We start from the raw sequence: 22,548 nt of genomic DNA, 5'->3' as shown, positions 1-22,548 counted from the left end.
GTCCTTCAGGTGGGGTCGGCGGCGACCCGGGCGCGCAGGTGCGCGCCGATGGCCGCCCTCTCGGGCCCGGCGGGGAGCGTGCGGATCCGCTCGGTCAGGGCCGCACGCAGGTGTTCGTTCGTCGCGGCGGCGCCCGCGAGGTCGCCCGCGTCGTCGGGCACCGCGGTGCCCAGGAGCGCGGCCGTGCGGGCGTTGTCGTCCCGCAGGAAGGACAGCGCGGGCCCCCACGAGGTGTCGACGCGCTCGACGAGCCGGCGCGCGTTGCGGACGAGCTCGGCGACGCCCGTCGTGGTCTCCGGGTCCTCCTCGGCGCGGCGCAGCAGCCGGGCGGCCCCGCGGAGCTGTTCGTCGATCGTCGGTCTCACGGGAGGTCCTCCACGGCGTCGAGCAGGGTGGCCAGGACCCGGCGGGTGGGTCGGTAGGGTTCCTCGGCCCGCTCCTCCAGGAACGCGCGCAGGCCGCTGACCTGCATGACCGCGGTCTTGAACGCGGAGAACGCCACCCACCAGGCGAGTGCGGAGCGATCCACGGCGACACCGGTCGTGCGCTCGTAGTGGGCCACGAGGTCTGCCGCCTCCCAGACCACGTCGATGGTGTGCTCGCCGGCGCGCAACGGCTGCGTGACCCAGCCCAGGTCCTCCAGCGGGTCCCCGAGGTGGGCCAGCTCCCAGTCCAGCAGCGCGGTCACCCGGTCACCCTCGAGCAGGATGTTGCCGGGCTTGAAGTCGGCGTGGACGAGCACCGTGCCGGTCGAGCGCGGCGCCCGGTCCCCGAGCACGGTGATCGCGTACTCCAGCTCGGGCCACGGCTCGACCTGGTCCGCGCGCAGAGTCCGCGTCCACTCCTCCAGGGCCGCACGGGCGGCCTCGGGGCCGGGATCGGGCAGCGTCTCGCCGAGACCCAGCGCCCGCCAGTCCACCTCGTGCACCGCCGCCAGCAGCTCGCAGAACGCCCGGGCCAGCCCGAGGCGCTCCGCCTCGTCGCGCCCCGGATCGCGCAGCACGCGGTAGTCACAGGTCCCGGGCAGCCGCCGCATGATCAGCGACGGACGGCCCAGGGCCGTGCCGTCCGCGTCGAGCCAGCGTGCGACGGGAGTGGGCAGCGGGCTCTTCTCGAGCCCCTGCAGCACGGCGAACTCGACCGCGCGGTCCGTGTCGATCAGCCCCCCCTCGGGGTCGGTGCGCAGGATGAGCTGCTCCCGGCCGTCCGGTCGGACGAGGTCGAACAGCCAGTTGTCCCGGGAGCGCCCGCTGCCCGCCCGGCGCACCGCCTCGATCGTGCCCGCGGCGTCGGGCCGGCCGGCGAGGAAGTGGCGCAGCCGCTCCTCGACCAGGCCCGCTTCGGTGGGCAGGGTGTCGGTCATCGGGGTCCTCCCGCTGCGAGTGCCGCGCGGTGCTCCGGTGCCGCGACGGCGGTGAGCAGGGCCGCGCGTTCGCGCAGCCCCCGTCCGCGCAGGTCGGCCACGCCGTACTCGGTGATCACGAAGTCCACGCCCGAGCGGAGAGTGGTCACGGTCGGGGGATCGAGCCTGGGCACGATGCGCGAGTGCCTGCCCGCCGCGGCGGGCAGCGCGACGATGGACCGGCCGCCCGCGCTGCGCTGGGCGCCGCGCAGGTACTCGGCCTGCCCGCCGATTCCGCCGACGAAGCCCGAGGGCAGCTCCTCGGCGTTGACCTGTCCAGACAGGTCGACCTGCAGTGCCGAGTTGACGGCCACGAAGCGGTGCACGTCCCCGGCGGCGGCGGGTCCCGCCACCTCGTGGACCGGGCACACCCGGATGCCGGACTCGGCGACGAACTTGTAGAGCTCGGGCGAGCCCGCCGCCTCGCTGATCACGACCGCGTCCGGACCCTCCCGTAGGGCACCTGCCGTGGCCAGCTCCAGCAGCCAGTCCCCGGCCAGCGTCGACCGCACGCCCAGGCCCCGCCGCTCGGTGAGAGCGTGTCCGATGGCCGTCGGCACCGCACCGATGCCGAGCTGGAGCGTGGCCCCATCGGGTATCAGCGCGGTGACGTGCGCGGCGATGGCGCCGTGCACGTCCTCCGTCACCGTCGGCGGCTCGATCACCGGCAGCGGGCGCGAGGTCTCGAGGCACGCGGCGAACCGGGCGCGGTCGATCTCGGGTGCGGTGGTCCGCGGGAGCTGGGCGTTGACCTCGGCCACGACCAGCCGGGCCCGCTCGAGCAGCGGATAGGTGTGGTCGACGGCCATGCCCAGGCAGTGGCCGCCCGTCGCGTCGATCGCGGTGACCTGGACGGCCAGCACGAGGTCTCGCCCGCGCAGCGGCAGCACACGCGGGAGGTCGTCGAAGTGCGCCGGGATGACCTCGATCCGTCCCGCGTGCGGGGGTCTGCCGAGCGGGCCGAGCCCGCCGAAGGACACCAACGGCATCGCGGTCGGCCGGGTCAGCGCCGCGCTGTGGGACAGGCCCACGAAGGCCTCGACCCCGGGCGGCGCGGCGGCGAGGAGCTGCTCGAGCAGCGGGGTCGGCTCGCCGACCCCCTGCGCCACGACGACCAGGTCGTTCGGCCGCAGCAGGGTCGTCCAGTCGTTCACAGCACCGCCACGGGGGTGACGGGGCTGCCGGTCGAGCCGACCAGCGGCAGCGGGGCGAACAGCAGCAGGAAGGTGGAGCGGGCCTCGGCGGCCAGGGCCTCGGCGAGCTCCGCCAGCGCCAGGTTCTCGACGAGGGGAACGCCGTGGCGGTGCAGCAGGACCAGGTGCGCCGGGAACCCGGGCTCCGAGGTCTGCCGCTCCACGGCGTAGTTGTCCGCCCCGACCAGCGCGACGTCCCGCTCCGCCAGCCAGGCGGCCGACTCCCCGGTGATGCCGGGCTCGTCGGCGAAGTAGTCGGGGGCCGTGCCGTGGGACTCCCACCAGCCCGTCCGGACGAGCACGGCGTCCCCCGGCTCGGGCTCCACGCCCGCTTCGGCGATGCCGTCGCGCAGGGCCGCCGCATCGACGGGCGCCGACGGCGGGAGCGGCCCACCGGACGCCGCGACCAGATCGACGAGGATCCCACGGGTCACCACCGGGACGAGGTGCTCCGCGCCGCAGCGCTGGGCGCCGCGGGTGCTGCGGGTCGACGCCTCCGGATGCCCGTTGTAGAGGTGCTCGCCCGCCCACGCGTGGGACAGCGCGTCCACGTGGGTGCCGCTGTGGGTGGGGACCATGACGGTGTCCTCGGCGAACTTGAACCCGCCGGGGGTGCGCGCGCCGAGGGCGTAGTCCCCGGCGTCCCGGTTCATGAACCGCTGCAGCCCCGGCCGGTGGCCGGGGGACGGGGTGGCGGGTCCCAGCGGCTGCGCCAGCGAGAGCGTACGGCCGCTGCGGACCAGGCCCGCCGCGCGCCGGGTGACCTCTGGCGTGACGAGGTTGAGGGCCCCCGCCTGGTCCTGCGGGCCCCACCGGCCCCAGTTGTCGCTCACGTCCGCGCACCTCCGTCCACCAGAGCCGACTCCACCAGCGTTGCGGCGTCCGGCCGGAGCAGCCTGCGGGCGATCTTGCCCGTCCCCGTTCGGGGCAGCTCGTCGACCAGGGTCACCAGCCAGGGGACCTTGTAGCCGGCGATGCGGCCCTTCGCCCAGTCGCGGATCCGGTCCGCGGTGACCTCCGCCGAGCGGGGGATGACGAACGCGACGGCCACCTCGTCCCGGCTGGGATGGGGCGCGCCCACGACGAGCACCTCGCGCACGTCCGGGTTCTCGGCCAGGAAGCTCTCGACCTCGGCGGGCGAGACGTTGATCCCGGACGTCTTGATCATGTCAGTGGTCCGGTCGACGAACGCGACGGCGCCGTCATCGTCGAGCACCAGCCGGTCCCCGGTCCGGTACCAGCCGTCCGGGGTGAACGCCGCGGCGTCCGCCTCCGGGTTGTCCAGATAGCCCGGCGTGATGCGGCCACGGACCTGGCCCTCCCCGGGCTGCCCGGCGGGCAGCGGGGCGCCCGTCTCCTCGTCCACGATGCGGATCTCGACCCCCGGCAGCGGCGGGCCCTGGGTCGCCATGCGCACGGCGAGGGGCGAGCGGTGGTCGGTGACCGCGCAGTTCCCGTAGGTCTCGGTCGAGCCGTAGATGTTGCAGATCTCGGCGATCCCCAGCTCGACCGCGGCGCGCTCGACGGTGTCCGGTCGCCCGATCGTGGCCCCGGTGCGGAGCGCGGTGAGGCTGCGCATGCGCTCGGCGTGGCCGTTCGCCAGGGCGTCGACCATCGCGGGGAGCAGGTAGGCCGCGGTGACGGCTTCCTTCTCCATCAGTGTGACCGCCGCCTCCGGCGAGAACTCCTCCTGCAGCACCAGGCACGCCCCGTGGGTGAGGGTGGCGAGCGCGGAGTTGGCGCAGCCGTAGCTCCAGAACAGGGGCGACCCGAGCCACACCCGGTCGGCCGGGCCGAGGCCCAGCCGCTCGCCGATGTGGAAGGCGTTCACGATGAGGTCCCGGTGCAGCAGCGGCACGGCCTTCGGCGCGCTCGTGGACCCGGAGGTGTAGAGCACGTACGCCGGCCGCTCCGCCCGGCCCGCGGGCTCGACGACTGGGGCTCCGTCGGCGTGCCGTGCCACCAGGTCCGCCCAGGACAGATCAGACGGTGCCTCCGCGTCGAGCACGACGACGTGACGCAGCCGGGGGAACCGCGCGCTGCGCAGCGGGCCCGCGGCGTCGATCTCGGGGACGAGCTCGCGCACCTGACCGAGCAGGTCGGCGCCCCGCACCCGGCCGGCGAGGACGAGCACCGAGGCGCCCGACGAGCGCAGCAGGAAGTCCAGGTCGTAGGCTTTGGCCCAGGTGTGGAAGGCATCCACGCGGGCACCGCGGCGCAGCGCGCCGAACGCGATAGGCAGCCACTCCGCGATATTGGGCACCATCAGCCCGACGACGTCGTCCGCGCCGACCCCGAGGGCACCCAGCGCACGCGCCGCGGCGTGGCTGCGGTCCGCGAGCTCGCCGTAGGACCAGCGTTGTGCGCCCGCCACCAGCGCGTCCGCCGCCGGGTCCGCCGCGGTCACCAGGTCCAGCAGGGCTGGCAGCGTGTCCGCCGCCGGGGGAGTGGCGCTCATCGTCCGGTCCACTTCGGCTCCCGCTTCTCCGCGAACGCCCGCGCGCCCTCTTTGGCGTCGTCCGATGCCAGGACGGGGGCGGTGATCGACTCCTGTTCGGTGAAGCTGTCCGCGGTGCTCCAGTCCCGTTGCCCGAGGATCACGCGCTTGCTCGCGGCCACCGACAGCGGCGCGTTCGCGATGATCCGCCGCGCCAGCCGAGCGGCCTCGGCGAGCGCTCCACCGGGCTCGGTCAGTCGATTGACCAGGCCGTGGGCGTGCAGGAACGGCGCATCGACCGGGTCCCCGGTGAGCGCCATCTCCATCGCGATCCGCTGGGGGATCAGCCGTGGCAGCCGCAGGAGGCCACCCGCCGCCGCGGCGAGGCCGCGCGTGGCCTCGGGCAGGCCGAAGGTGGCGTCCCGGGCCGCGACGACGAGGTCGCACGCGAGCACCGCCTCGAAGCCCCCCGCCAGCGCGTAGCCCTCCACGGCGGCGATGAGCGGCTTGTCGGTGGGGGTGCGGGCGATGCCCATGAGGCCGCGGTGCTTCACGCGGGTGCTCTCCCCGCGGACGAAGGCCTTCAGGTCCATCCCCGAGCAGAAGGTGCCGCCTGCCCCCGTGAGGATGCCGACTCGCAGGTCGGCCCGGGCGTCCAGCTCGTCGACGGCCGCGCACACCCCGTAGGAGAGGGCGCCGTCGATCGCGTTGCGGACCTCGGGCCGGTTGAGGGTGATCACCATTAACCCGTCGTCCACCTCGACGAGTACGGGCTCGGTCACGGCGTGGGCTCCTCGGGGTTCAACGGATCGTGAAGACGGGGATCGGGGTGCCGGCGCGGGTCTCGAACGCCAGCTGCACGGGCAGCCCGACCGAGGGCGCGACGTCCTCGGCGCACCGGCCGAGGACCCGGCCGCCCTCGGCCATGTCCACCGTCAGCAGGGTGTAGGGCACCTCGTCGCGCAGCCCGGCGTCGAACGCGTGGTGGCAGACGGTCCAGGAGTAGACCGTCCCCGCCCCGGACGCCGTGATGTGCTCGAGGGCGAACGAGTGGCAGGCGGGACACATCGTCTGCGGATAGTGCCGCACCCGGCCGCAGTCACCGCACTTCTGCAGGACCAGCCGCCCCTCGGCGGCACCGGCCCAGTAGGGCGCCGAAGTGAGATCGTCCACGGTCAGGCTCCTTCCAGGATCGCGACGGCGCCGTCGCCCATGTCGCCGTAGCCGGTCACGATGCCGACCCGGGCCCCCTCGACCTGCGTGGCCCCGCCGTCGCCGCGCAGCTGGCGGACCAGCTCCACGACGTGGTTCATCCCGAGCATGTGGCCCTGGGAGAGCAGGCCGCCGTGGGTGTTGGTGGGCAGCGCGCCGCCGTGGCGCAGCCTGCCGTCCTCGACGAACTTCCCGCCCTCGCCCTTCGCGCAGAAGCCGAGGTCCTCGAGCTGGCAGAGCACCACCCAGGTGAAGCAGTCGTAGATCTCGGCGACGTCGATGTCCGCGTGGGACACCTCCGCCATCCGGAAGGCGATCGGGGCGGCCTTGGCCACGCCGACCGACGTCATGTCCGGGCGCTGGGTGATCGCGCTGGGGGAGTCCGGGTGGCCCATCGCGCAGCCGCGCAGCACGACCGGGCGATGGCGCAGGTCTCGCGCCCGCTCGGGGGTGGTGACGATGTAGGCGGCCCCGCCGTCGCTCTCCAGGCTGCAGTCCAGCAGCCGGAACGGGTCGCTGATCATGCGGGACGCCTGGTGGTCCTCGACGGTGATGGGTTTGCGCATCACGGCGTTCTCGTTGTGCACGGCGTGCGAGCGGACGGCCACGGCGATCTCGGCGAGCTGGCGGCTGGTGGTGCCGTAGGTCTCCATGTGCCTGCGTGCCATCGGGGCGTAGAGCTGGGCGGGCGCGAGCGCGCCGACGGGGCGCTCGAACTCGGTGACGTAGTGGAACTGCGGCATCGAGTGGATGCGCACACCCGCCTTCGCCCCGTGGCTGACGTTGCGGCCCGCCGGGACGAGCACGGTCGTCGCGATCCCGGTGGCGACGGCGGCCGCCGCCATCTGGATCGCCCCGACCGCACTCGCGCCGCCGTGCGGGACCAGCCCCGAGAACCGCAGATCGCGCAGGCCGAGGTTGTGGACGTACTCCTCGGCGGGGGCGCCGGTGATCCCGACCGGGATGACGCCGTCGATGTCGGTGGGCTCGAGGCCCGCGTCCGCGATGGCGAGCATGGAGGCCCGCAGCTGCAGCTCCAGGGCGCTCTCGGTGGCCGACCGCGAGTACGCGGTCTCCCCGATCCCCGCGATCGCGGCGGTGCCGTTGAGGCCGTTGAGGGTCATGACCGTGCCTTCCCTTCGAGGAGCTCGGCCATCTGGCGCCGGTAGCGCACGGGGTCGAGCTCCAGGCCGTACCGGGCCGCGGACGGGTAGTGCCGCTGGAGGAACCGCTGCTCGCGGTCGATGTCCGCGTGCATGGCCGCGGGGTCCGGCAGCGTGACGTCCCCGCTCACCGCGGCGGCGACGAGGCGGGACTGGACGTCCATCATCGCGATGTTCGCGCCGCCGGAGACGTTGAAGAAGCCGACGAAGTACAGCCCCGGCCGGTCGGGGTGCACGACCCGCTTGTAGGCCTCGATCCGCCGGTCCACCACGGGCGAGTCCGCCTTCTGCAGGAACGGCAGGTCGATCTCGTAGCCGGTCGCCGCGATGATCGTGTCCACCTCGGCCGTGCTGCCGTCGGCAAACCGGACCGTGCGCCCGTCCACGCCCTCGATCCCCGGCCGGACGTCGATGCGCCCGTAGGACACGTGCGCCATATAGGTCGCGTTGCTGGCGGGATGGGTCCGCGTCTTCGGGGTGCGGAAGCCCCACTGCTCCGGACGGCCGTGGAAGATCCGGCTGACCCAGCGCATGACCTGCCGCTGGACCACCCAGGGCAGCCACGGCCGGTTGATCTTCGCCAGCACCCGGGCGGAGGGCACGCCCAGGATCATCCGCGGCATGATCAGCACCGGCGAGCGCGCCGAGCTCAACGTGCTCGCGGCGAACGGGACCAGGTCGGCGGCGACGTCCAGCCCGCTGTTGCCGACCCCCACCACCAGCACGCGCTCGCCCGTGAAGGGCTCCGGGTCCCGGTAGGAGTTCGAGTGCAGGTAGCGGCCGGTGAACTCGCCCGCCCAGGCGGGGTGCGCGGGCCGCCCCTGGTGGCCGCTGGCCACGACCACGACGTCGTACCGCTCCTCGGCGCCGTCCTCGGTCCGCACGGTCCAGCCACCACCCGCGGCGGGCTCGACGGCGTTCACCGGGGTGCGGAAGCGGATGCGCTCGCGCACCCCGAAGTGCTCCGCCGCGGCCTCCAGGTAGGACCGGACGTCCCCGTGGGCGGGGAACAGCGGGGCGTCGGCGGGGAAGGGGAACCCGTCGTAGGCCGTCGCGCTCGCCTCGGAGTTGATGTGCAGCGACGTGTAGGCGACGCTCAGGCCGTTGTCGTTGCCGTGCACCCAGAGGCCGCCGACGTACGATCCGGCCTCGTAGACGACCACCTCGTGCCCGTCCGCCAGCAGGTGGCGGGCGGCGCTGACCCCCGCGGCCCCCGCTCCGATCACGGCACACCGCTGGTGCCCCGGCCTCGTCATCGAGCGCCCCTCCGTCCGTCGAGTGATTCCAGAAATCGAATCACAATTCCTACACTCGACAACACTGCCCGACGGGCGGGTCACGGTCAAGGCGTCCGCGGGCGTATTGACCCTCCTCGACCGACCGGCCTACTGTCCAGTTCTCGGAGCGGTGTTCGTGTTCTCGAAGCGGGGGTGGCGGCGTGGAGCCCGTGGTGCTTCGGCCGGCGTCCCTCGTGCTGGTCGGGGCCTCCGAAAGGTCGCGCTGGAGCCGGGCGCTGCTGGCGAACCTGTCCCGGCACGGTTTCGCCGGGCCGGTCCACCTGGTGAACCGCGGTGGCACCGCGGTCGACGGACGCGCGGCCGCCCGCAGCTGCGCCGAGCTGGGCGCGCAGGCCGACCTCGGCGTGGTGATGGTCCCCGCGCCCGCCGTCCCCGACGCGGTCGCGGGTCTGGCCGACGCCGGTGCGCGGGCGGCGGTCGTGCTCACGTCGGGGTTCGCCGAGACCGGGCCGGACGGCGCCGCCCGGCAGGCGGAGCTCGTCCGGGCGGCCCGGGGTGCGGGCCTCACGGTGCTCGGGCCGAACAGCCTCGGCTTCCTCAACCTGCACGCGGGCGTGGTCGCGTGGGCGACCCCGATCGAGTTGCCCGCCCGCCGGGACGGGATCGCCCTGGTCTCGCAGAGCGGGGCGACCGCCTTCTTCCTCGCCGCGCTGGCCCAGCAGCAGGACGTGGGACTGAGCCACGTGGTCGCCACGGGCAACGAGGCGATGCTCGACCTCGGCACGGTGGTGCGGCACCTGGTCGACGATCCCGCCGTCCGGGTGGTGGCGGTGTTCGCCGAGACGGTGCGCGATCCCGCCCGCTTCCTCGACGCCGCGGAGGCGGCCCAGGCCGCCGGGAAGCCGCTCGTCGTGCTCAAGGTCGGCAGCAGCCCCGCGACGGCGCGCTCGGCGCTGGCCCACACCGGCGCCCTCGTCGGCGACGACCGGGTGTTCGACGGCGTGTGCGCGCGGCACGGGATCGTCCGGGTCCGGTCCCTGGAGGACCTGCTGACCACGGCGGACGTCCTGGCCCGGACCGGGCGGCTCGGCGCGGGCGGGCTGTGCGTCGTGTCCAACTCCGGGGGCGTCTGCGAGATCGCCGCCGACACCGCCGAGGCGCTCGGCGTGCCGGTGCCCGAGATCCCGGCCGACACGGTGGACGCCGTCGTCGCGGCGCTCCCGGACTACGGGACCCCGCACAACCCGCTGGACCTCACCGGCGGCGTCGAACCCGCCGGCGCGGGCGACGCGGTGGCGGCGCTCGGGCGCAGCGGCGCCTACAGCGCCACGCTCGTCCCCTTCTATCCCGTCCCGGAGGGCACCGCGGGCCTCGCGGGCAGGCAGGACGAGCTGTACCGCCACCTCGCCCGCGGACTGGCGGAGGGCGGGGTCCCCGGCTTCCTGGTGAGCTACACCGCGGGCGGGATCGGTCCCGCCGGCCGGGCCTACGTGCGCGACGCGGAGCTGCCCTACCTCTCGTGCGGGCTCGACCGGGCACTGCGTGCCCTCGCCTGCGCCCGCGCGTGGTCGGCCGCGACACCGCGCACCCGCTCGCTCCCGGGGAGCACCCGGGTCGACGACCGCCCCCGGTCGGAGCGGGAGACGCTGGCGCTGCTCGGGCGTCACGGTGTCCCGGTGGTCCCGCAGACCCTCGCCACCACCCCGGACGAGGCCCTCGCCGCGGCCCGGGCGTCGGGCGGCCCGGTGGCGGTCAAGCTCGCCTCGCCGGACGTGGCCCACAAGTCGGACGTCGGGGGCGTGGTCCTCGGCGTCGACGGCGACGAGGAGGTGCGCGCGGCGTTCGCTCGGGTCACGGCCGCCGCCGGGCCCGGCGTTCGGGTGGAGGGCGCTCTGGTGTCCCCGATGCGGACCGGGGGCGTCGAGCTGTTCGTCGGCTGCTCGGTCGACCCGGTGTGGGGCCCGGTGCTCGCCCTCGGGCTCGGCGGGGTGCACGTGGAGGTGGCCGACGACGTCGTCCTGCGCCAGCTCCCGGTGGCCGCCGACGAGGTGGTGGACATGCTGCGCGCCCTGCGCGGCGCCGCCCTGCTCCGGGGTGCCCGCGGAGCGCCGCCCGCTGACCTGGGCGCGGTCGGCGCGGCCGTCGCCGCGCTCGGGGACCTGGCGCTGGCCCTCGGCCCGGAGCTCGCCGCCCTGGAGGTCAACCCGCTGCTGGTCGCGGGCTCGCGGGTCGAGGCGCTCGACGCCCTCGCCGTGTGGGAGCCGCTCAGCTGAGCCCGCCGAGGCGCTCCAGAGCCTCGCCGAGCTCCTCCTGCAGGCGGTACATCACCTCGGCGACGGTGGTCTCGCCGCGCACCGCGCCCACGGACTGGCCGACGGGGAAGGAGAACAGCCCGTCCGCCCGCGCGCGCACGACGCGCGCGTGCGCCTCGTTGTAGAGGACCCCCTGCAGCGGCGTCGGGAGCACGGCGGGGGCGCCGGGGGCCTCCCAGGCGTCGGACAGCGCGCTGCGGATCATCCGGACGGTCTTGCCGGTGCGTGCGCGCCCGCGGACCGTGCCCTCGGCGGGTGTCTCGATCACCCTCCGGCGCTCGAAGTCGTCGAGCTCGCTCTCCCGGGTGCCCAGCCACACCGTGCCCGTCCACACTCCCTGGGCGCCCATCGCCAGCGCGGCGGCGACCTGGCTGCCGTGCGTGATCCCGCCCGCCGCGACGACGGCCGCCCGGCCCGCCACGGCCGCCACGACGTCCGGCACCAGCACCATCGTGGTGATGTCCCCGGTGTGCCCGCCCGCCTCGGTGCCCTGCGCCACGACGAGGTCGACTCCCGCGGCGACGTGCTTCTCGGCGTGTCGGGCCCGCCCGCACAGCGCCCCGATCAGCCGGCCCTGCTCGTGTACCTGCGCCACGACGTCCGGCGGTGGCGTGCCGAGTGCGCTCGCCACCAGCCCGACCCGGGGATGGGTGAGCGCGATGTCCACCAGTCGCCGCGCGCCGTCCGGGGTCATGGCCCCGCGGCCCGCGGCCAGCTCGCGGCGGAGCCGGGTCCGCTCCTCGGGCGGCAACTCCGGCACCCCGTGCTCGGCCAGGATCGCGTCGAGGAAATCCCGGTGCTCCTGCGGGATCAGTCGCTCCAGCTCCTCCGGCGGTACGTCCGCCCGCGCGTCGTAGGTCGAGGGGACGAGCACGTCCACGCCGTACGGCCCATCTCCGGTGTGCTCGTCGATCCAGTCCAGCTCGCGCGCGAACTGCTCGGGGGTGAAGGTCGACCCGCCGAGCACCCCGAAGCCCCCCGCCCGGGTCACCCCGGCCACCACGTCCCGGCAGTGGGAGAAGGCGAAGATCGGGACCTCGCACCCCAGGGTCTCGCAGATCGCCGTGCGCACGTGTCGCCTCCACCGTTTCGTGTTCACGATTCCAGGTTCGACACTACGAAGCACACGGTGGGGTGTCCAGCCTCGACCTGCGGCGGTCGTGCCCCAGGGGGCATGGACGCCGAGGACACCGTGGAGATCCACGTCCGCCCACCTCAGCCTCGACACCATGCTCGCCGCGGTGGACCCGGACACGGTAGTTCTTCGACTGAGCCGACCGCCCGTCTGCGCGCGCGGACGGGCGGTCGGGGCCGCCGCTCAGGCCCGGAAGACCGTCACCGGGTCGGCGTAGCGCGTCCCGGGGACGTCGCGCAGGCGCTCGGCGTTCGCCCGGACCATCGGCAGGGCGGCGGCCAGCGCGGCGAGCTCGTCGGGGCCGATCCCGAGGGCGGCCTGTTCCAGCATCGCCAGCGCGCCCGCGCTCGGCTCCGGGAGCCCCGCTGGGGGAGCGGCGGCGGAGGGCCGGTCCAGCGGTGCGGGCGCGGGCTCGGGTCGGGCCAGGTGCCAGTCCGTCCGCTCCTGGTAGGAGGCGCCCACCCGGAGCACCGTCTCGTCGGCGAAGGCCGGCCCCACGAGCTGCAGGGCCAGCGGCAGACCGGTCGAGGAGAAGCCGGTCGGGACGGACAGGGCGGGATTGCCGAGGGCGTTCCAGTACGCGGTGAGGTAGGCCAGGTCGGTGCCCGCGAACAGCGACGCCACGTATCCGCCGGCGGCCTCCACCGGGGGAGCGGGGGCGGCGACGGTGGGCGAGGCCAGGACGTCCACCTCGGCGAACAGGGCGGCGACCGCCACCTGGCCCGCCCGCCGCACGCGCTGGGCCTGCACGTAGTCCGCGGCCGAGACGAAGGCCGCCATGCCGAGCCCCGCCCGGGTGGAGGCGAAGTAGTCCGCCCAGCGGTCCCGCAGGTCGGGGGCGTGGTACGCGGCCGCCTCGGCGATGATCGACACCGCGCACGCGGCAGTGACCTCGGAGTACAGCGGGAGCGTGACGGGGACGACCGTGGCCCCGCGCTCGCGCAGGACGTCGAGGGCGGCGTCGGTGAGCGCGTCCAGGCCGAGGTCGCGGGCGGCGCCGGAGACGGCGTGCAGCGGGTCGTAGCCGATGCGCAGCCCGGAGAGGTCGCCCGCGGCGGGCACGGCGAACGGCGGGCCGTCGACCGAGGTCGGGTCCGCGGCGTCGCGGCCCACGAGCACCCCGAGCAGCCGCGCGCAGTCCTCGGCGCTGCGCGCCATCGGCCCGACATGGTCGAGGCTGTAGCCGAGCGGGATGACGCCGGACTTCGGCACCCGGCCGTAGGTCGGCTTGAGGCCGGTGATCCCGCACAGCGCCGACGGCATGCGGACGCTGGCTCCGGTGTCGGTACCCAACGCCCCGAGGAACATCCCGGCCGCGACCCCGGAGCCCGAGCCGGAGCTGGACCCGCCGGCCCAGCGCGTCGGGTCCCACGGGTTGCGCGGGATCGGGAAGGGCTTCGTCGGGTCGGGATCGCCGAGGGCGAACTCCATCGTCGTCGTCTTCCCGACGACCACCGCGCCCGCCGCGCGCAGCCGCGCCGCGACGGCGGCGTCCCCGGCCCCCCAGGCGCGGTCCAGCACGAGGCTCTGCCCGGTGGTCTCGCCGTCCTCGGTCGTGATGATGTCCTTGATCCCGATCGGGACGCCCAGCAGGGGCGCCGCCGAACCGCGAGCCCGCGCCTCGTCCGCGGCCCGCGCGGCGGCGCGCGCCCGCTCGGGGAAGCGGGAGACGAACACGCCCAGCGTCGCGTCGTCGCGGTCCGCCGCGGCGAGGGCGGCCTCGGTGAGCTCGACGCTCGAGATCGCTCCGGTGTCCAGCAGGCGCAGGGCGTCGGACAGGGTGAGAGGGGAGTCGGCCATGCCGGAAGGGTGGGGGCGACCGGTTGCGCCGCGACATCGGCCCGGCTACGCGCCGGATGCGCGGGGTGAGCCGCCGGTCGCAACGCGCTGACCTGCGGTGACGGCGAGAGGTCGCGGGGGTTCCGCGGGGGCGGGGCGGCTATGGGCCGGTCCTGCGCTGCCGGGAGTGCAGCGTCATGCGCCGCCCGGCGGACCGGATGACGGCGACGTTGAACGTCTCGCCCGCCGGGTCGCGGAGCAGCTGCTCCATGATCATGATCGGTTCGCCGGGCCGCACCGCGAGCAGCTCGGCGTCGAACGCGTCCGCGACGCCGGCCTCGAAGAGGATCTCGGTGTCGTCGACGACGAGACCGGCATCGGCCAGCCGCACGTACCAGTCCGTGCGGAACGGCGTGCCCGCGACCGCGGCGGCCTCGGGCATCCGCACGTAGTCGGTGGCGACGACGACCGGGTCGTCCCCGACCGTCCCCACGTAGTCGACGCACAGCACCGGATCCCCGGGCTCGCGTCCGAGCAGCTCCGCGAGCCCGGCGGGCGCGGGGATCGTGGTCTCCTCCAGCACGTGGGAGCGGATCGCGCCGCCCAGCAGACTCGAGGGCGTGGGTCGCTCCACCCCGTGGTACTCGCGCAGCGACATGAGCGCGGGCAGGTCGAGGGTGACCGTGCCGCGGCCCTGGAGGCGGGCGACCAGGCCCTCGTCCCGGAGGAGCCCCAGGGCCTCCCGCACCGCGGTGCGGGAGGCGCCGTGGGACAGCATCAGCTCGCGCTCCGACGGCAGCTTGCGGCCGGTGGCCCCGGCCCGGACCATGCCCGCCCGCAGCAGGTCCCGCAGCCTGCGCACCCCGTGCGCCGTGCGGTCGCGGGGCGCGCGGCGCCCCCAGGCCAGTCGCTCGTGCCCGCGCCCCGGCGGCGTCCCGTCCATCGCACCCCCGCCGATACTGTAGTGTCCCGCGCCCCGCCTGCGGTCCGGTGTGGATGGTCGGACGATCAGCCGGGACCGGGGTAGGCCGCCGCGCCGACGGCGTGGATCTCGGGCAGGTCCTCGCGCAGGAGGAAGCCGGCCGCCGCGGCGTCGTCGGCGGCCGAGGCGAACCGCGCGACGAACTCGTCGCGACCACCGGGGTAGCGCTCGCTCAGCTCGGCGGGCTCGAAGGGCCGGGTCGTGCCGAACAGGAAAGCCATGGGGTCGGTGCCCGCGCCGAGGCCGGACAGGACCGCCATCGGGACGTCCACCCACGGGGTGCGGATGCCGCCCCGGGCGATGCCCGCCTCGTCGGTCACGAAGGCCGCCCCCGCGGGATCGACCTCGAGCGGCGGGGCGGCCGCGGGCGCTCGCCCGGTGCGCACCCACTCGTCGAGCGCGGCGACGGCGGCCTGCGCGACGTAGTGCATCTGCAGGCCGGAGTTGACCGGTGCGGACGTCGGTGCCATCCAGGGGAGGACGGCCGTGGCCGGGGCCGTGAGCCGGACGAGGTCGGCCGCGGTCGTGGCCTCGTCGTGCCGAGGCGAGGCGAGCAGCTGGTAGGTGTCGGCGTGGGCCGAGCCCGCGACCTCCCAGTACCGGAGGGTGGCCGAGTCCGGCTGCCGGGCCGCGTGGGCGCCCATCGCGAGCACGTCCGTCTCGGCCTGCAGGACCAGCACGGGGGCGGCGACGTCCGTGCGGAACCGGACCACGTCCGTCCGGAAGCCGGCGACGACGTCGTCGAACGCGCCCGCGGTGTCCCAGCCGTCGAGCGGGAACGCCCCCGCCGAGCGGCTGTGCACGAGGTAGCCGTCGAAGGGGGCGCCGCCCGGCGCGATCGCGTCGTAGTAGGTCGTCAGTGCCAGGGCGGACTGGGAGACCCCGGCGGCGATCAGCCGCTCCACCGGCAGGTCCCGGAGCGGACCGGCCCCGGCCCGGAGCAGCCGCCCGGCCTGGGTGAAGACGTCGTAGGCGTACGCGTCCCCCGGGTGGTGCAGCGCGCCGTACCGGTCGGGCGCGACCGCGGTGAGGTGGTCGCCCGCCACCAGGCCCCCGCCCTGGATCCCGGCGGCCTGCGCCGAGACGCCGACCCAGGCGTGCCCGGCGCGGCCGAGGTGGCGGTGCACCATCGACCACTCCGGTGCCATGTCGGCCCCGGCGGTCACGTTGATCCACTCGACGACCACCGTCCCGCTGAACCGGTCGGCCTCGGCCGGCCTGCGGACCACGAGGCGGGTCGTGTAGTCCGCCTCCCCGGCGGGCTCGACCTCCCACGTGCCGTCCGGCGATCGCTCGCCGACGAGCCGGTGGCCGGTGGCCCGCCCGATGAGGAACCACTCCTCCTCGACGAAGCCCGGGGGGAGCGGGCGCGGTTGGTCGAGGGGTCCCAACACGGCCGTCCCCTCGACGGGGCTCGCCGTCGGACCTTGTTCAACATCGACCATGACAAGCCTCCGGATCGCGTCGGTGCAGGCGGAGAACGCCCACGAACGATGACAGATCGGGTGACTCGTGTCACGTGTCGGTCCAAGGTGCCGGTCCACGGTGCGGTCAGAGGGTCAGCACGGCCCGCCCGCGGACCTCGCCACGTTCCAGGGCGTCGAGGACGGCCACGGCGTCGTCGAGCGGATGGCGGGTCACGGTCGGGACGACGGTGCCGGAGGCGGCGAGGCCGAGCACCTCGTCGAACTCGGTGCGGCTGCCGGAGAAGGTGCGCTCGGTGACCGAGACGCCGCGGGGGAAGCGGCTCCCGGCGCCGCAGTGCAGGGTGAGCTCGCCCTCGGACATGCCGGTGACCCGGACCGCGCCGAAGGGGGCCACGGTGGCGGCGGCCAGCTCCAGGGTGGCCGCGGCGCCGACGAAGTCGAGGACGACGTCCACGCCGGCCCCACCGGTGAGCTCGAGGATCCGGCCCGCCACGTCCGGGGCGTCGGCGGCCAGCGTGTGGTGGGCGAGGTCGGCGACGGCGGCGAGTGCCGCGGGATTGAGGTCCACGGCCACCACGGTGGCGGCGGTCGTGGCGCGCAGCACGGCGACGGCGGTGGAGCCGAGCCCGCCCACCCCGACGACGAGCGCGACGGCACCCGGGCTCAGGTGGGGCTGGGCGGCGCGGATCGAGCTGTACGGGGTGAGGACGGCGTCGGCGAGCACGGCGGCCACCGCAGGATCGAGGCCGTCGGCGCCGGCGAGCGCGGACTCGGGCACCGACACCAGGTCGGCCATCCCGCCGGGCGCGCTCACCCCGGGGGTCGGCGGGGTCACCGTCCGACCGCCGGTGCCGACGCACGCCTGCCGGCGTCCGGCGACGCAGGCGGGGCAGCGTCCGCAGGCCCACATCGGGTAGACGGCGACGGGGGTGCCGTGCGCCCAGGGCGAGCCGTCGGGCGCCGCCTCGACCGTCCCGGCGATCTCGTGGCCGAGGACGAGGCCGGAGACCGCGCGGTGATCGTGTCCTCGGCGGATGTGCACGTCGGTCTGGCAGACCCCGGCCGCCCGCACCCGTACCAGCACCCGGTCCGGGCTCGGCACGGGCTCGGGCACCTCCTCGATGACGACCTGTCCCGGTCCCCTGTACACCACCGCGCGCATGCCGTGCTCCTTCCGGCCTCCCCCGGCCCACGCGGGGTGGCGGTGACACGCTACCGGCCATATGACAGAATTGCTGACGAAGGCATCGAAAATGTCCAATGATTTGGGGGCCATGTGGACGACGGTGGCGCGGGTGTGGATCTCGGGCCGCGGATCCTGCTGATCCCGCTGGGCAGGCCGGAGACGCTGTTCGGGCTCGGGCCGATCCACGCGACGCTCGACCGGGCCGAGATCCCGATGGCGACGGGTCCGTGGCTGGCCGGACCCGGTGGCCGCCCCTCTGCGGCGGGCCTCGGCGTGCTGGTCGACGACGCGTTCGGCCAGGCGATCCTCAGCCCGCGGGGGCTCGACGGGTGGTCGGTCACCACGGAGCTGTCCCTCGACATCGCCGCCCCGCTGCCCACCGACGGTCGGGAGGTGCTCGCCACCGGCGAGCCGGTGATGCTCGACGACGGCGGCGGCCTCGCCCGCGGCCGGGTCACCGCCGCGGACGGGAGGGTGCTCGCGATCGGCACCACCTGGCACCGCTACGTCCCGGGGGTGCCCGCCTCCGTCCTGGAGCCCGCACCGCCGCCGCCCGTCGCCCCCCGAGGGGCCGATCTCGCCGATCTCCTCGCCGTCGAGCCGTGCGCCGAGCTGGTGCTGCCCGTCCGGCCCGACCTGGCCAACCCGTCCGAGGTGGTGCACGGCGGCATCCTCGCCACCCTGGTGATGATGCTGGGCGAACGCGAGTGGGCGGGCTCGGACCTGGCGCTCGCCGCGGTGAACGTGCGTTACCTGCGGCCCGCCGTGGGTGTGGTGACGTTCCGGACCGTCGTCGAGCACGCCGGGCGGTCCCTGGCCCTGGTCCGGGTCGAGGCGCGCACCGCCACCGGCAAGCTCTGCGCCGCCGGGACAGTCACCGGCCGCACGTCCGTGGCGGCGACCCCAGCCCGGTAGCGGGAGGGGGTGGAACACCGTCAGGGGCCCGCCGCGGTGTCGTAGTGCATGGTGAACCGGATCCGGTCGCCGCGGATCCGGCGGCGGAGGTAGATGGTGGGGACGAGCGCCGGGTCGACGTTGACGCCCTCCCGCAGCATCACCGCACCGCCCGGTGGGAGATCGAGCCGGGCCGCGTCCTCGCGGCCCGCGACGGTCGCGGCGAGCGAGCGCCACGAGTGGCGCAGCCGCAGGTCGTGGTCCTCCTCCAGGATCTGGTAGTCGGTTCTGGCGGTGATCAGCCCCCGCAGCCCGATCTGGACGACCGACGTCGGGTCGGTGAGGACGAGCAGGGGCCAGAAGTACTCGTTCCAGGCGGTGACGAACAGCAGGATCGCCAGCGCCGCGAGTGGGCCTCGCAGCGAGGGCACGACGACGGTCCGTGGTGTGTTCCAGTGCGAGCGTCCGTCCATCCGAGCGGCGTCGAGCAGCTCGCGGGGGAAGTACCGTCTGTGCTGGCGCAGGAGGACCGCGAGCGGGGCGGTCATCTGCGGGACGATCACCCCGGTCAGGGTGTTGAGCCAGCCCAGGTCGGACAGGCCGTGAGGTACATCCAGGCGATCGGCACCAGGCTGAACACCGTGATCGGCGCGAGGACGATGTGGCCCCCGGTGGTGCCTGCGCGGAACCGGCGTGGGGCGGGTCTAGTCATCGTGGAAGCTCCAGCGGTCCATGAGCCACACCGCGCCCCAGGCGACCAGCCCGAACCCGAGGAAGAAGAGCACGCTCGCGGCGGAGGCGAACCCGATGTCGAAGGAGCCGAACGCGGTCTCGTAGAGGAGGTAGTAGAGGTTCGTGGTCGAGTCGCCCGGCCCGCCCCCGGTCAGGGTCTGGATCGTCGGGAACTCAGCTGGGTGGCGGAGAGGATGGTGAGCGTGGTCAGGAAGAGCAGGGTGGGGGAGAGCAGCGGGAGGGTGATCCGCCGGGTGATCTGCCGTTCCGTGGCTCCGTCGGACTGGTCTGCTCCCGGCTCGGTGAGGGTGGTGCGGAGGTGGTCGATCGCCTCGTCGGGCACGCCGTGCCCCACGAGCGAGGACCGGGCGCCCCCGTGCTCGGCGGCGAGCACGCGCAGCAGCGCGGCCATGGACTCGGGACGGGCGCCACGCAGCGTCTCGTCCGTGGGATCGGCGGCACCGGACTGCGGCGGCACCGCGGCGAAACGACCGTCCGCAGGCCCAGTGCGGCGAGTTGGGGGTCGCGGCGAAGTGCGTCGCGTCGGAGCGGAACAGCCGCCCCCATCGAGTCCGGGCCCCGTCGGCGGGGTAGCCGCCGACGTCGCGCAGGGTGTCGGTGGCACCGACCGTGAGCCGGCGGGAGGGGGACGAGAGGGTCACGCCCATATTCATCTAGATGAGAGTGACGCGGTCCCCCTCGATCGGGTGAACGATGCTCGACGGCGAGTGGCCTGGATGAGACGGGAAGCCGCGAGGGCCGGGACCGCACTGCGGTCCCGGCCCCCGCCGGCTCGGACCGCTCAGCCGAGGCGCTCCCGCACCTGGGCGAGCGCGGCCGCGATGCCCTGGTCCACCGCCCCCACGACGGCCTCGGACAGCAGGGCGGAGCCGACCATGCCGTCGGAGATCCCCACCGGCGCGACCGAGGCGACGACCGTGCGCACGTGGCTGAACCGGTCGAAGCCGACCTTGCCGTGGTAAGCCCCGGTGCCGGAGTTCCCGACTCCGCCGAAGGACGCGCCCGGGGCGAAGGCGTGAACGATGCCGTCGTTGCGGGTGACGCCCCCGCTGGCCGTGTGGCGCAGGAAGCGGGCGAAGTCGTCGCCCTCCTCGCCGTACCAGTAGGCGCCCAGCGGCGCCGGGCCCGCGTTGACGTGGTCGATGACCTCCGCCACGTCGTCGTAGAGGTACACCGGCAGCACCGGCCCGAAGATCTCCTCGCTGCTGATCCGCGCCTCCGCGGGCACGTCGGTGAGGATCGTCGGGGGTACGAAGCGTCCGGCCGCGGGGGACGCGGGCACGGCCTCGATCCGGCGGGCGCCGCGGGCGACCGCATCGTCGACCAGGCCGGTCACCCGCTGGTGGTTCCGGTCGTCGACGATGGCCACCGCCGAGGGCGCACTCGCGCCGTCGGGGTAGGGCTGGGCCATCTCGGCGCGCAGCAGCTCCACGAACCGCTCGCCGTGTGCGCGCGGCACGAACACGTAGTCCGGACACAGGCAGATCTGGCCGCCGTTGAGCAGCCGGGTGCCCGCGATCCGGTGCGCGGCCAGCTCGAGATCGGCGTCCCCGGCCACGACCACCGGGTTCTTGCCGCCGAGCTCCAGGGTCACCGGCGTCAGGTTGCGGGCGGCGGCGATCGCCACCTCGCGCCCGATGGCGGGCGACCCGGTGAAGATCAGGTGGTCGAACGGCAGGGCGGAGAAGTCCCGGGCGGTCTGCAGGTCGCCGCCGACCACCACGACCTCGTCCTCGGTGAAGTGCCGCGCGACCGCGTCGGCCAGGACCTTCGCCGTGCGGACGTGCAGGTCCGGGAACTTGATCATGACGCGGTTGCCCGCGGCGAGTGCGGCGAGGGCCGGTTGGAAGGTCAGGATCACCGGGAAGTTCCAGGCCCCGATCACCCCGACGACGCCGAGCGGGCGCTTCTCGAGCCTGCCGACGGACCCGGGGGCATCGGGCAGCGGCTCCGGGGCCATCCAGGTCTCGAGGTTGGCCCGGATGTCCTCGGCGTCGGGCAGCCAGGCCATGACCTCGAAGGACTTCGACAGGGCGGTCGGGCGACCGCCGTAGTCGAGGTCGAGCGCGGTCGCCATGTCGTCCGCGGACTCCAGGACGGCGGCGAGCAGGCGGTCGATGCGGTTGCGGCGCACCTCGGCGCTGGGGGACCCCTCGGCGACGAAGGCGGCGCGCTGCGCGTCGAGCACGCGGCGGAGCTCCTCGGCCGGGACGTTGGGGGCGACGGGGGCGTCGTCGACGACGGTCATGGCGTGTCCTCCGGTCGGTGTGGATCAGTGCTCGTGGACGATGACGCCGCGCACGTTGGCGCCGCCCAGCAGGTCGTCGATGCCCTCGTTGACCTGGTCGAGCGAGTAGGTCTTCGTGATGAGGCCGTCGAGTTCGAGCCGACCGGCCCGGTAGAGGTCGAGGAGCAGCGGGATGTCCGCGGTCGGGTTGCAGTCACCGAGCAGCGAACCCTTGATCGACTTGCCGAACAGCGTGAGCAGCGACCCGGGGAGCTTGACGCTGTCGGCGTCGAGGCGGTTCACGCCGGTGAGCACCACGGTGCCGCCCTTGCCGGTCGCGTGGAAGGCACCGGTGACGATCTCCTCCTCGACCAGGCCTGCCGTCACGATCGTCGTGTCCGCGCCGTTGCCGTTGGTCATCGAACGGGCGATCTCGCCCGCCTCCTCGATCGTGCCGACGGCGTGCGTGGCGCCGAGCTCCAGCGCCTTCTCCCGCTTGTTCGACAGCGGGTCGACGGCGATCAGGTTCAGTGCCCCGGCGTACCGGGCGCCCTGCACCGCGTTGATCCCGATGCCGCCGATCCCGGACACGATCACCGTCTCGCCCGCCTGGACGTCGGCGGTGTGGACCGCCGAGCCCCAGCCGGTCGGGACGCCGCAGCCGACGAGGGCGGCCTTGTCCAGCGGCAGGTCCTTCGCCACCGGGACGACGGAGTTCTCGTGCACCACGTTGTACTGGCTGAACGTGCCGAGCATGCACATCGAGCCGTAGGTGCCCGCCGTGCCGGTCAGCGGCCAGCGGTCGCCCGGCAGGTACCCCTCGAGGATCGTCGCGCCCATGTCGCAGATCGCCTGGCGGCCCGTCGCGCACCAGCGGCAGTGGCCGCAGGAGGGGAGGAAGGAGCAGACGATGTGGTCGCCGGCCTTCACCCGCGTCACGCCGGCGCCGACCTCCTCGACGACCCCGGCGCCCTCGTGGCCCAGGACCATCGGCAGCCGCGCGGGCAGCTCGCCGTGGGCGATGTGCACGTCCGACCGGCAGATCCCCGAGTGCGTGTAGCGGACCAGTACCTCGTGCTCCGCGGGCCCCGAGAGCTCGAGCTCCTCGATCTCGAGCTTGCCCGGCTCGTGCACCACGGCGGCCTTCGTTCTCATCCGGCTCCTCCTCGCATCGTCGGAAAGAAGGCGGAGACGACGCCGGGACCCGG

General features: G+C 74.7%; 20 protein-coding genes and 1 pseudogene. 2 read left to right on the top strand and 19 right to left on the bottom strand.

Annotated elements, in window-relative coordinates:
- Window positions 1-5: 5 nt before the first annotated feature.
- From ACL02T_RS22475 to ACL02T_RS22435, 9 genes are read right to left on the bottom strand one after another with little or no spacing between them, the layout of a single operon-like run.
- Window positions 6-365 (bottom strand): hypothetical protein, encoded by a 360-nt coding sequence (locus ACL02T_RS22475; RefSeq protein WP_412832715.1) that lies wholly within the window; start codon window positions 363-365, stop codon window positions 6-8.
- Entirely contained in the window at window positions 362-1,363 is a 1,002-nt protein-coding gene (locus ACL02T_RS22470; RefSeq protein WP_412832714.1) for a phosphotransferase family protein, read from the bottom strand. The genes ACL02T_RS22475 and ACL02T_RS22470 overlap by 4 nt, the downstream gene beginning before the upstream one ends.
- Window positions 1,360-2,556 carry an acetyl-CoA hydrolase/transferase family protein gene (locus ACL02T_RS22465; RefSeq protein WP_412832713.1) on the bottom strand — a complete coding sequence of 399 codons (1,197 nt, stop codon included), beginning with the start codon at window positions 2,554-2,556 and terminating at the stop codon, window positions 1,360-1,362. The genes ACL02T_RS22470 and ACL02T_RS22465 overlap by 4 nt, the downstream gene beginning before the upstream one ends.
- Window positions 2,553-3,428 carry a cyclase family protein gene (locus ACL02T_RS22460; RefSeq protein ID WP_412832712.1) on the bottom strand — a complete coding sequence of 292 codons (876 nt, stop codon included), beginning with the start codon at window positions 3,426-3,428 and terminating at the stop codon, window positions 2,553-2,555. The genes ACL02T_RS22465 and ACL02T_RS22460 overlap by 4 nt, the downstream gene beginning before the upstream one ends.
- Window positions 3,425-5,053 (bottom strand): class I adenylate-forming enzyme family protein, encoded by a 1,629-nt coding sequence (locus ACL02T_RS22455; protein ID WP_412832711.1) that lies wholly within the window; start codon window positions 5,051-5,053, stop codon window positions 3,425-3,427. Before ACL02T_RS22455 ends, ACL02T_RS22460 begins: the two co-directional genes overlap by 4 nt.
- Window positions 5,050-5,814, bottom strand: coding sequence for a crotonase/enoyl-CoA hydratase family protein (locus tag ACL02T_RS22450; protein ID WP_412832710.1), 765 nt, complete (start codon window positions 5,812-5,814; stop codon window positions 5,050-5,052). The genes ACL02T_RS22455 and ACL02T_RS22450 overlap by 4 nt, the downstream gene beginning before the upstream one ends.
- Before the next feature lie 19 nt (window positions 5,815-5,833).
- On the bottom strand, window positions 5,834-6,205 hold the full coding sequence (locus ACL02T_RS22445; RefSeq protein WP_412832709.1) for a Zn-ribbon domain-containing OB-fold protein: 372 nt from the start codon (window positions 6,203-6,205) through the stop codon (window positions 5,834-5,836).
- A gap of 2 nt (window positions 6,206-6,207) precedes the next feature.
- The gene (locus ACL02T_RS22440) at window positions 6,208-7,368 is read right to left on the bottom strand and encodes a thiolase family protein (protein WP_412832708.1); all 1,161 of its coding nucleotides are present in this window, start codon (window positions 7,366-7,368) and stop codon (window positions 6,208-6,210) included.
- Window positions 7,365-8,663, bottom strand: coding sequence for a flavin-containing monooxygenase (locus tag ACL02T_RS22435; protein ID WP_412832707.1), 1,299 nt, complete (start codon window positions 8,661-8,663; stop codon window positions 7,365-7,367). The genes ACL02T_RS22440 and ACL02T_RS22435 overlap by 4 nt, the downstream gene beginning before the upstream one ends.
- Window positions 8,664-8,845: 182 nt before the next feature.
- On the opposite strand from ACL02T_RS22435, the gene ACL02T_RS22430 reads away from it, so the two are divergent.
- Window positions 8,846-10,918 (top strand): acetate--CoA ligase family protein, encoded by a 2,073-nt coding sequence (locus ACL02T_RS22430; protein ID WP_412832706.1) that lies wholly within the window; start codon window positions 8,846-8,848, stop codon window positions 10,916-10,918.
- Here the strand turns inward: ACL02T_RS22430 and ACL02T_RS22425 are convergent.
- The 5 genes from ACL02T_RS22425 to ACL02T_RS22405 form a co-directional block, all read right to left on the bottom strand.
- Window positions 10,911-12,029 carry a nitronate monooxygenase gene (locus ACL02T_RS22425; protein WP_412832705.1) on the bottom strand — a complete coding sequence of 373 codons (1,119 nt, stop codon included), beginning with the start codon at window positions 12,027-12,029 and terminating at the stop codon, window positions 10,911-10,913. The genes ACL02T_RS22430 and ACL02T_RS22425 overlap by 8 nt on opposite strands.
- Window positions 12,030-12,275: 246 nt before the next feature.
- Entirely contained in the window at window positions 12,276-13,892 is a 1,617-nt protein-coding gene (locus tag ACL02T_RS22420; protein ID WP_412832704.1) for an amidase, read from the bottom strand.
- A gap of 139 nt (window positions 13,893-14,031) precedes the next feature.
- Window positions 14,032-14,814 carry a GntR family transcriptional regulator gene (locus ACL02T_RS22415; RefSeq protein ID WP_412832703.1) on the bottom strand — a complete coding sequence of 261 codons (783 nt, stop codon included), beginning with the start codon at window positions 14,812-14,814 and terminating at the stop codon, window positions 14,032-14,034.
- Between the two features lie 65 nt (window positions 14,815-14,879).
- The gene (locus tag ACL02T_RS22410; RefSeq protein WP_412832702.1) at window positions 14,880-16,247 is read right to left on the bottom strand and encodes an alpha/beta hydrolase domain-containing protein; all 1,368 of its coding nucleotides are present in this window, start codon (window positions 16,245-16,247) and stop codon (window positions 14,880-14,882) included.
- Between the two features lie 157 nt (window positions 16,248-16,404).
- Window positions 16,405-17,442, bottom strand: coding sequence for an alcohol dehydrogenase catalytic domain-containing protein (locus ACL02T_RS22405; protein ID WP_412832701.1), 1,038 nt, complete (start codon window positions 17,440-17,442; stop codon window positions 16,405-16,407).
- A 135-nt stretch (window positions 17,443-17,577) separates the two neighbouring features.
- Here ACL02T_RS22405 and ACL02T_RS22400 point away from each other — a divergent pair, with 135 nt between their 5' ends.
- Window positions 17,578-18,381, top strand: a complete 804-nt coding sequence (locus ACL02T_RS22400; protein WP_412832700.1) for an acyl-CoA thioesterase domain-containing protein — start codon at window positions 17,578-17,580, stop codon at window positions 18,379-18,381.
- A gap of 20 nt (window positions 18,382-18,401) precedes the next feature.
- Here the strand turns inward: ACL02T_RS22400 and ACL02T_RS22395 are convergent, their stop codons facing one another.
- The 5 genes and pseudogenes from ACL02T_RS22395 to ACL02T_RS22375 form a co-directional block, all read right to left on the bottom strand.
- On the bottom strand, window positions 18,402-18,950 hold the full coding sequence (locus ACL02T_RS22395) for an ABC transporter permease subunit (protein WP_412832813.1): 549 nt from the start codon (window positions 18,948-18,950) through the stop codon (window positions 18,402-18,404).
- A gap of 293 nt (window positions 18,951-19,243) precedes the next feature.
- On the bottom strand, window positions 19,244-19,570 hold the full coding sequence (locus tag ACL02T_RS22390) for a hypothetical protein (protein ID WP_412832815.1): 327 nt from the start codon (window positions 19,568-19,570) through the stop codon (window positions 19,244-19,246).
- 67 nt (window positions 19,571-19,637) lie between these two features.
- A pseudogene (locus ACL02T_RS22385) lies at window positions 19,638-19,760 on the bottom strand (tyrosine-protein phosphatase); the annotation flags it as partial.
- 134 nt (window positions 19,761-19,894) lie between these two features.
- A complete protein-coding gene (locus ACL02T_RS22380) occupies window positions 19,895-21,361 on the bottom strand; it encodes an aldehyde dehydrogenase family protein (RefSeq protein ID WP_412832699.1) in 1,467 nt (488 codons plus the stop codon).
- A 24-nt stretch (window positions 21,362-21,385) separates the two neighbouring features.
- A complete protein-coding gene (locus ACL02T_RS22375) occupies window positions 21,386-22,495 on the bottom strand; it encodes an NDMA-dependent alcohol dehydrogenase (RefSeq protein ID WP_412832698.1) in 1,110 nt (369 codons plus the stop codon).
- Window positions 22,496-22,548 lie beyond the last annotated feature (53 nt).

Origin of the sequence: Pseudonocardia oceanicola, assembly GCF_047200735.1 — a bacterium.
Lineage (GTDB): Bacteria > Actinomycetota > Actinomycetes > Mycobacteriales > Pseudonocardiaceae > Pseudonocardia.
This window is presented reverse-complemented; position numbering and strand designations above follow the sequence as displayed.

Coding starts and splice junctions, on each gene's coding strand:
- ACL02T_RS22440 (WP_412832708.1), bottom strand. CDS start 7,368: ATGACCCTCAACGGCCTCAACGGCACCGCCGCGATCGCGGGGATCGGG.
- ACL02T_RS22420 (WP_412832704.1), bottom strand. CDS start 13,892: ATGGCCGACTCCCCTCTCACCCTGTCCGACGCCCTGCGCCTGCTGGAC.
- ACL02T_RS22455 (WP_412832711.1), bottom strand. CDS start 5,053: ATGAGCGCCACTCCCCCGGCGGCGGACACGCTGCCAGCCCTGCTGGAC.
- ACL02T_RS22435 (WP_412832707.1), bottom strand. CDS start 8,663: ATGACGAGGCCGGGGCACCAGCGGTGTGCCGTGATCGGAGCGGGGGCC.
- ACL02T_RS22470 (WP_412832714.1), bottom strand. CDS start 1,363: ATGACCGACACCCTGCCCACCGAAGCGGGCCTGGTCGAGGAGCGGCTG.
- ACL02T_RS22375 (WP_412832698.1), bottom strand. CDS start 22,495: ATGAGAACGAAGGCCGCCGTGGTGCACGAGCCGGGCAAGCTCGAGATC.
- ACL02T_RS22380 (WP_412832699.1), bottom strand. CDS start 21,361: ATGACCGTCGTCGACGACGCCCCCGTCGCCCCCAACGTCCCGGCCGAG.
- ACL02T_RS22405 (WP_412832701.1), bottom strand. CDS start 17,442: ATGCGCGCGGTGGTGTACAGGGGACCGGGACAGGTCGTCATCGAGGAG.
- ACL02T_RS22415 (WP_412832703.1), bottom strand. CDS start 14,814: ATGGACGGGACGCCGCCGGGGCGCGGGCACGAGCGACTGGCCTGGGGG.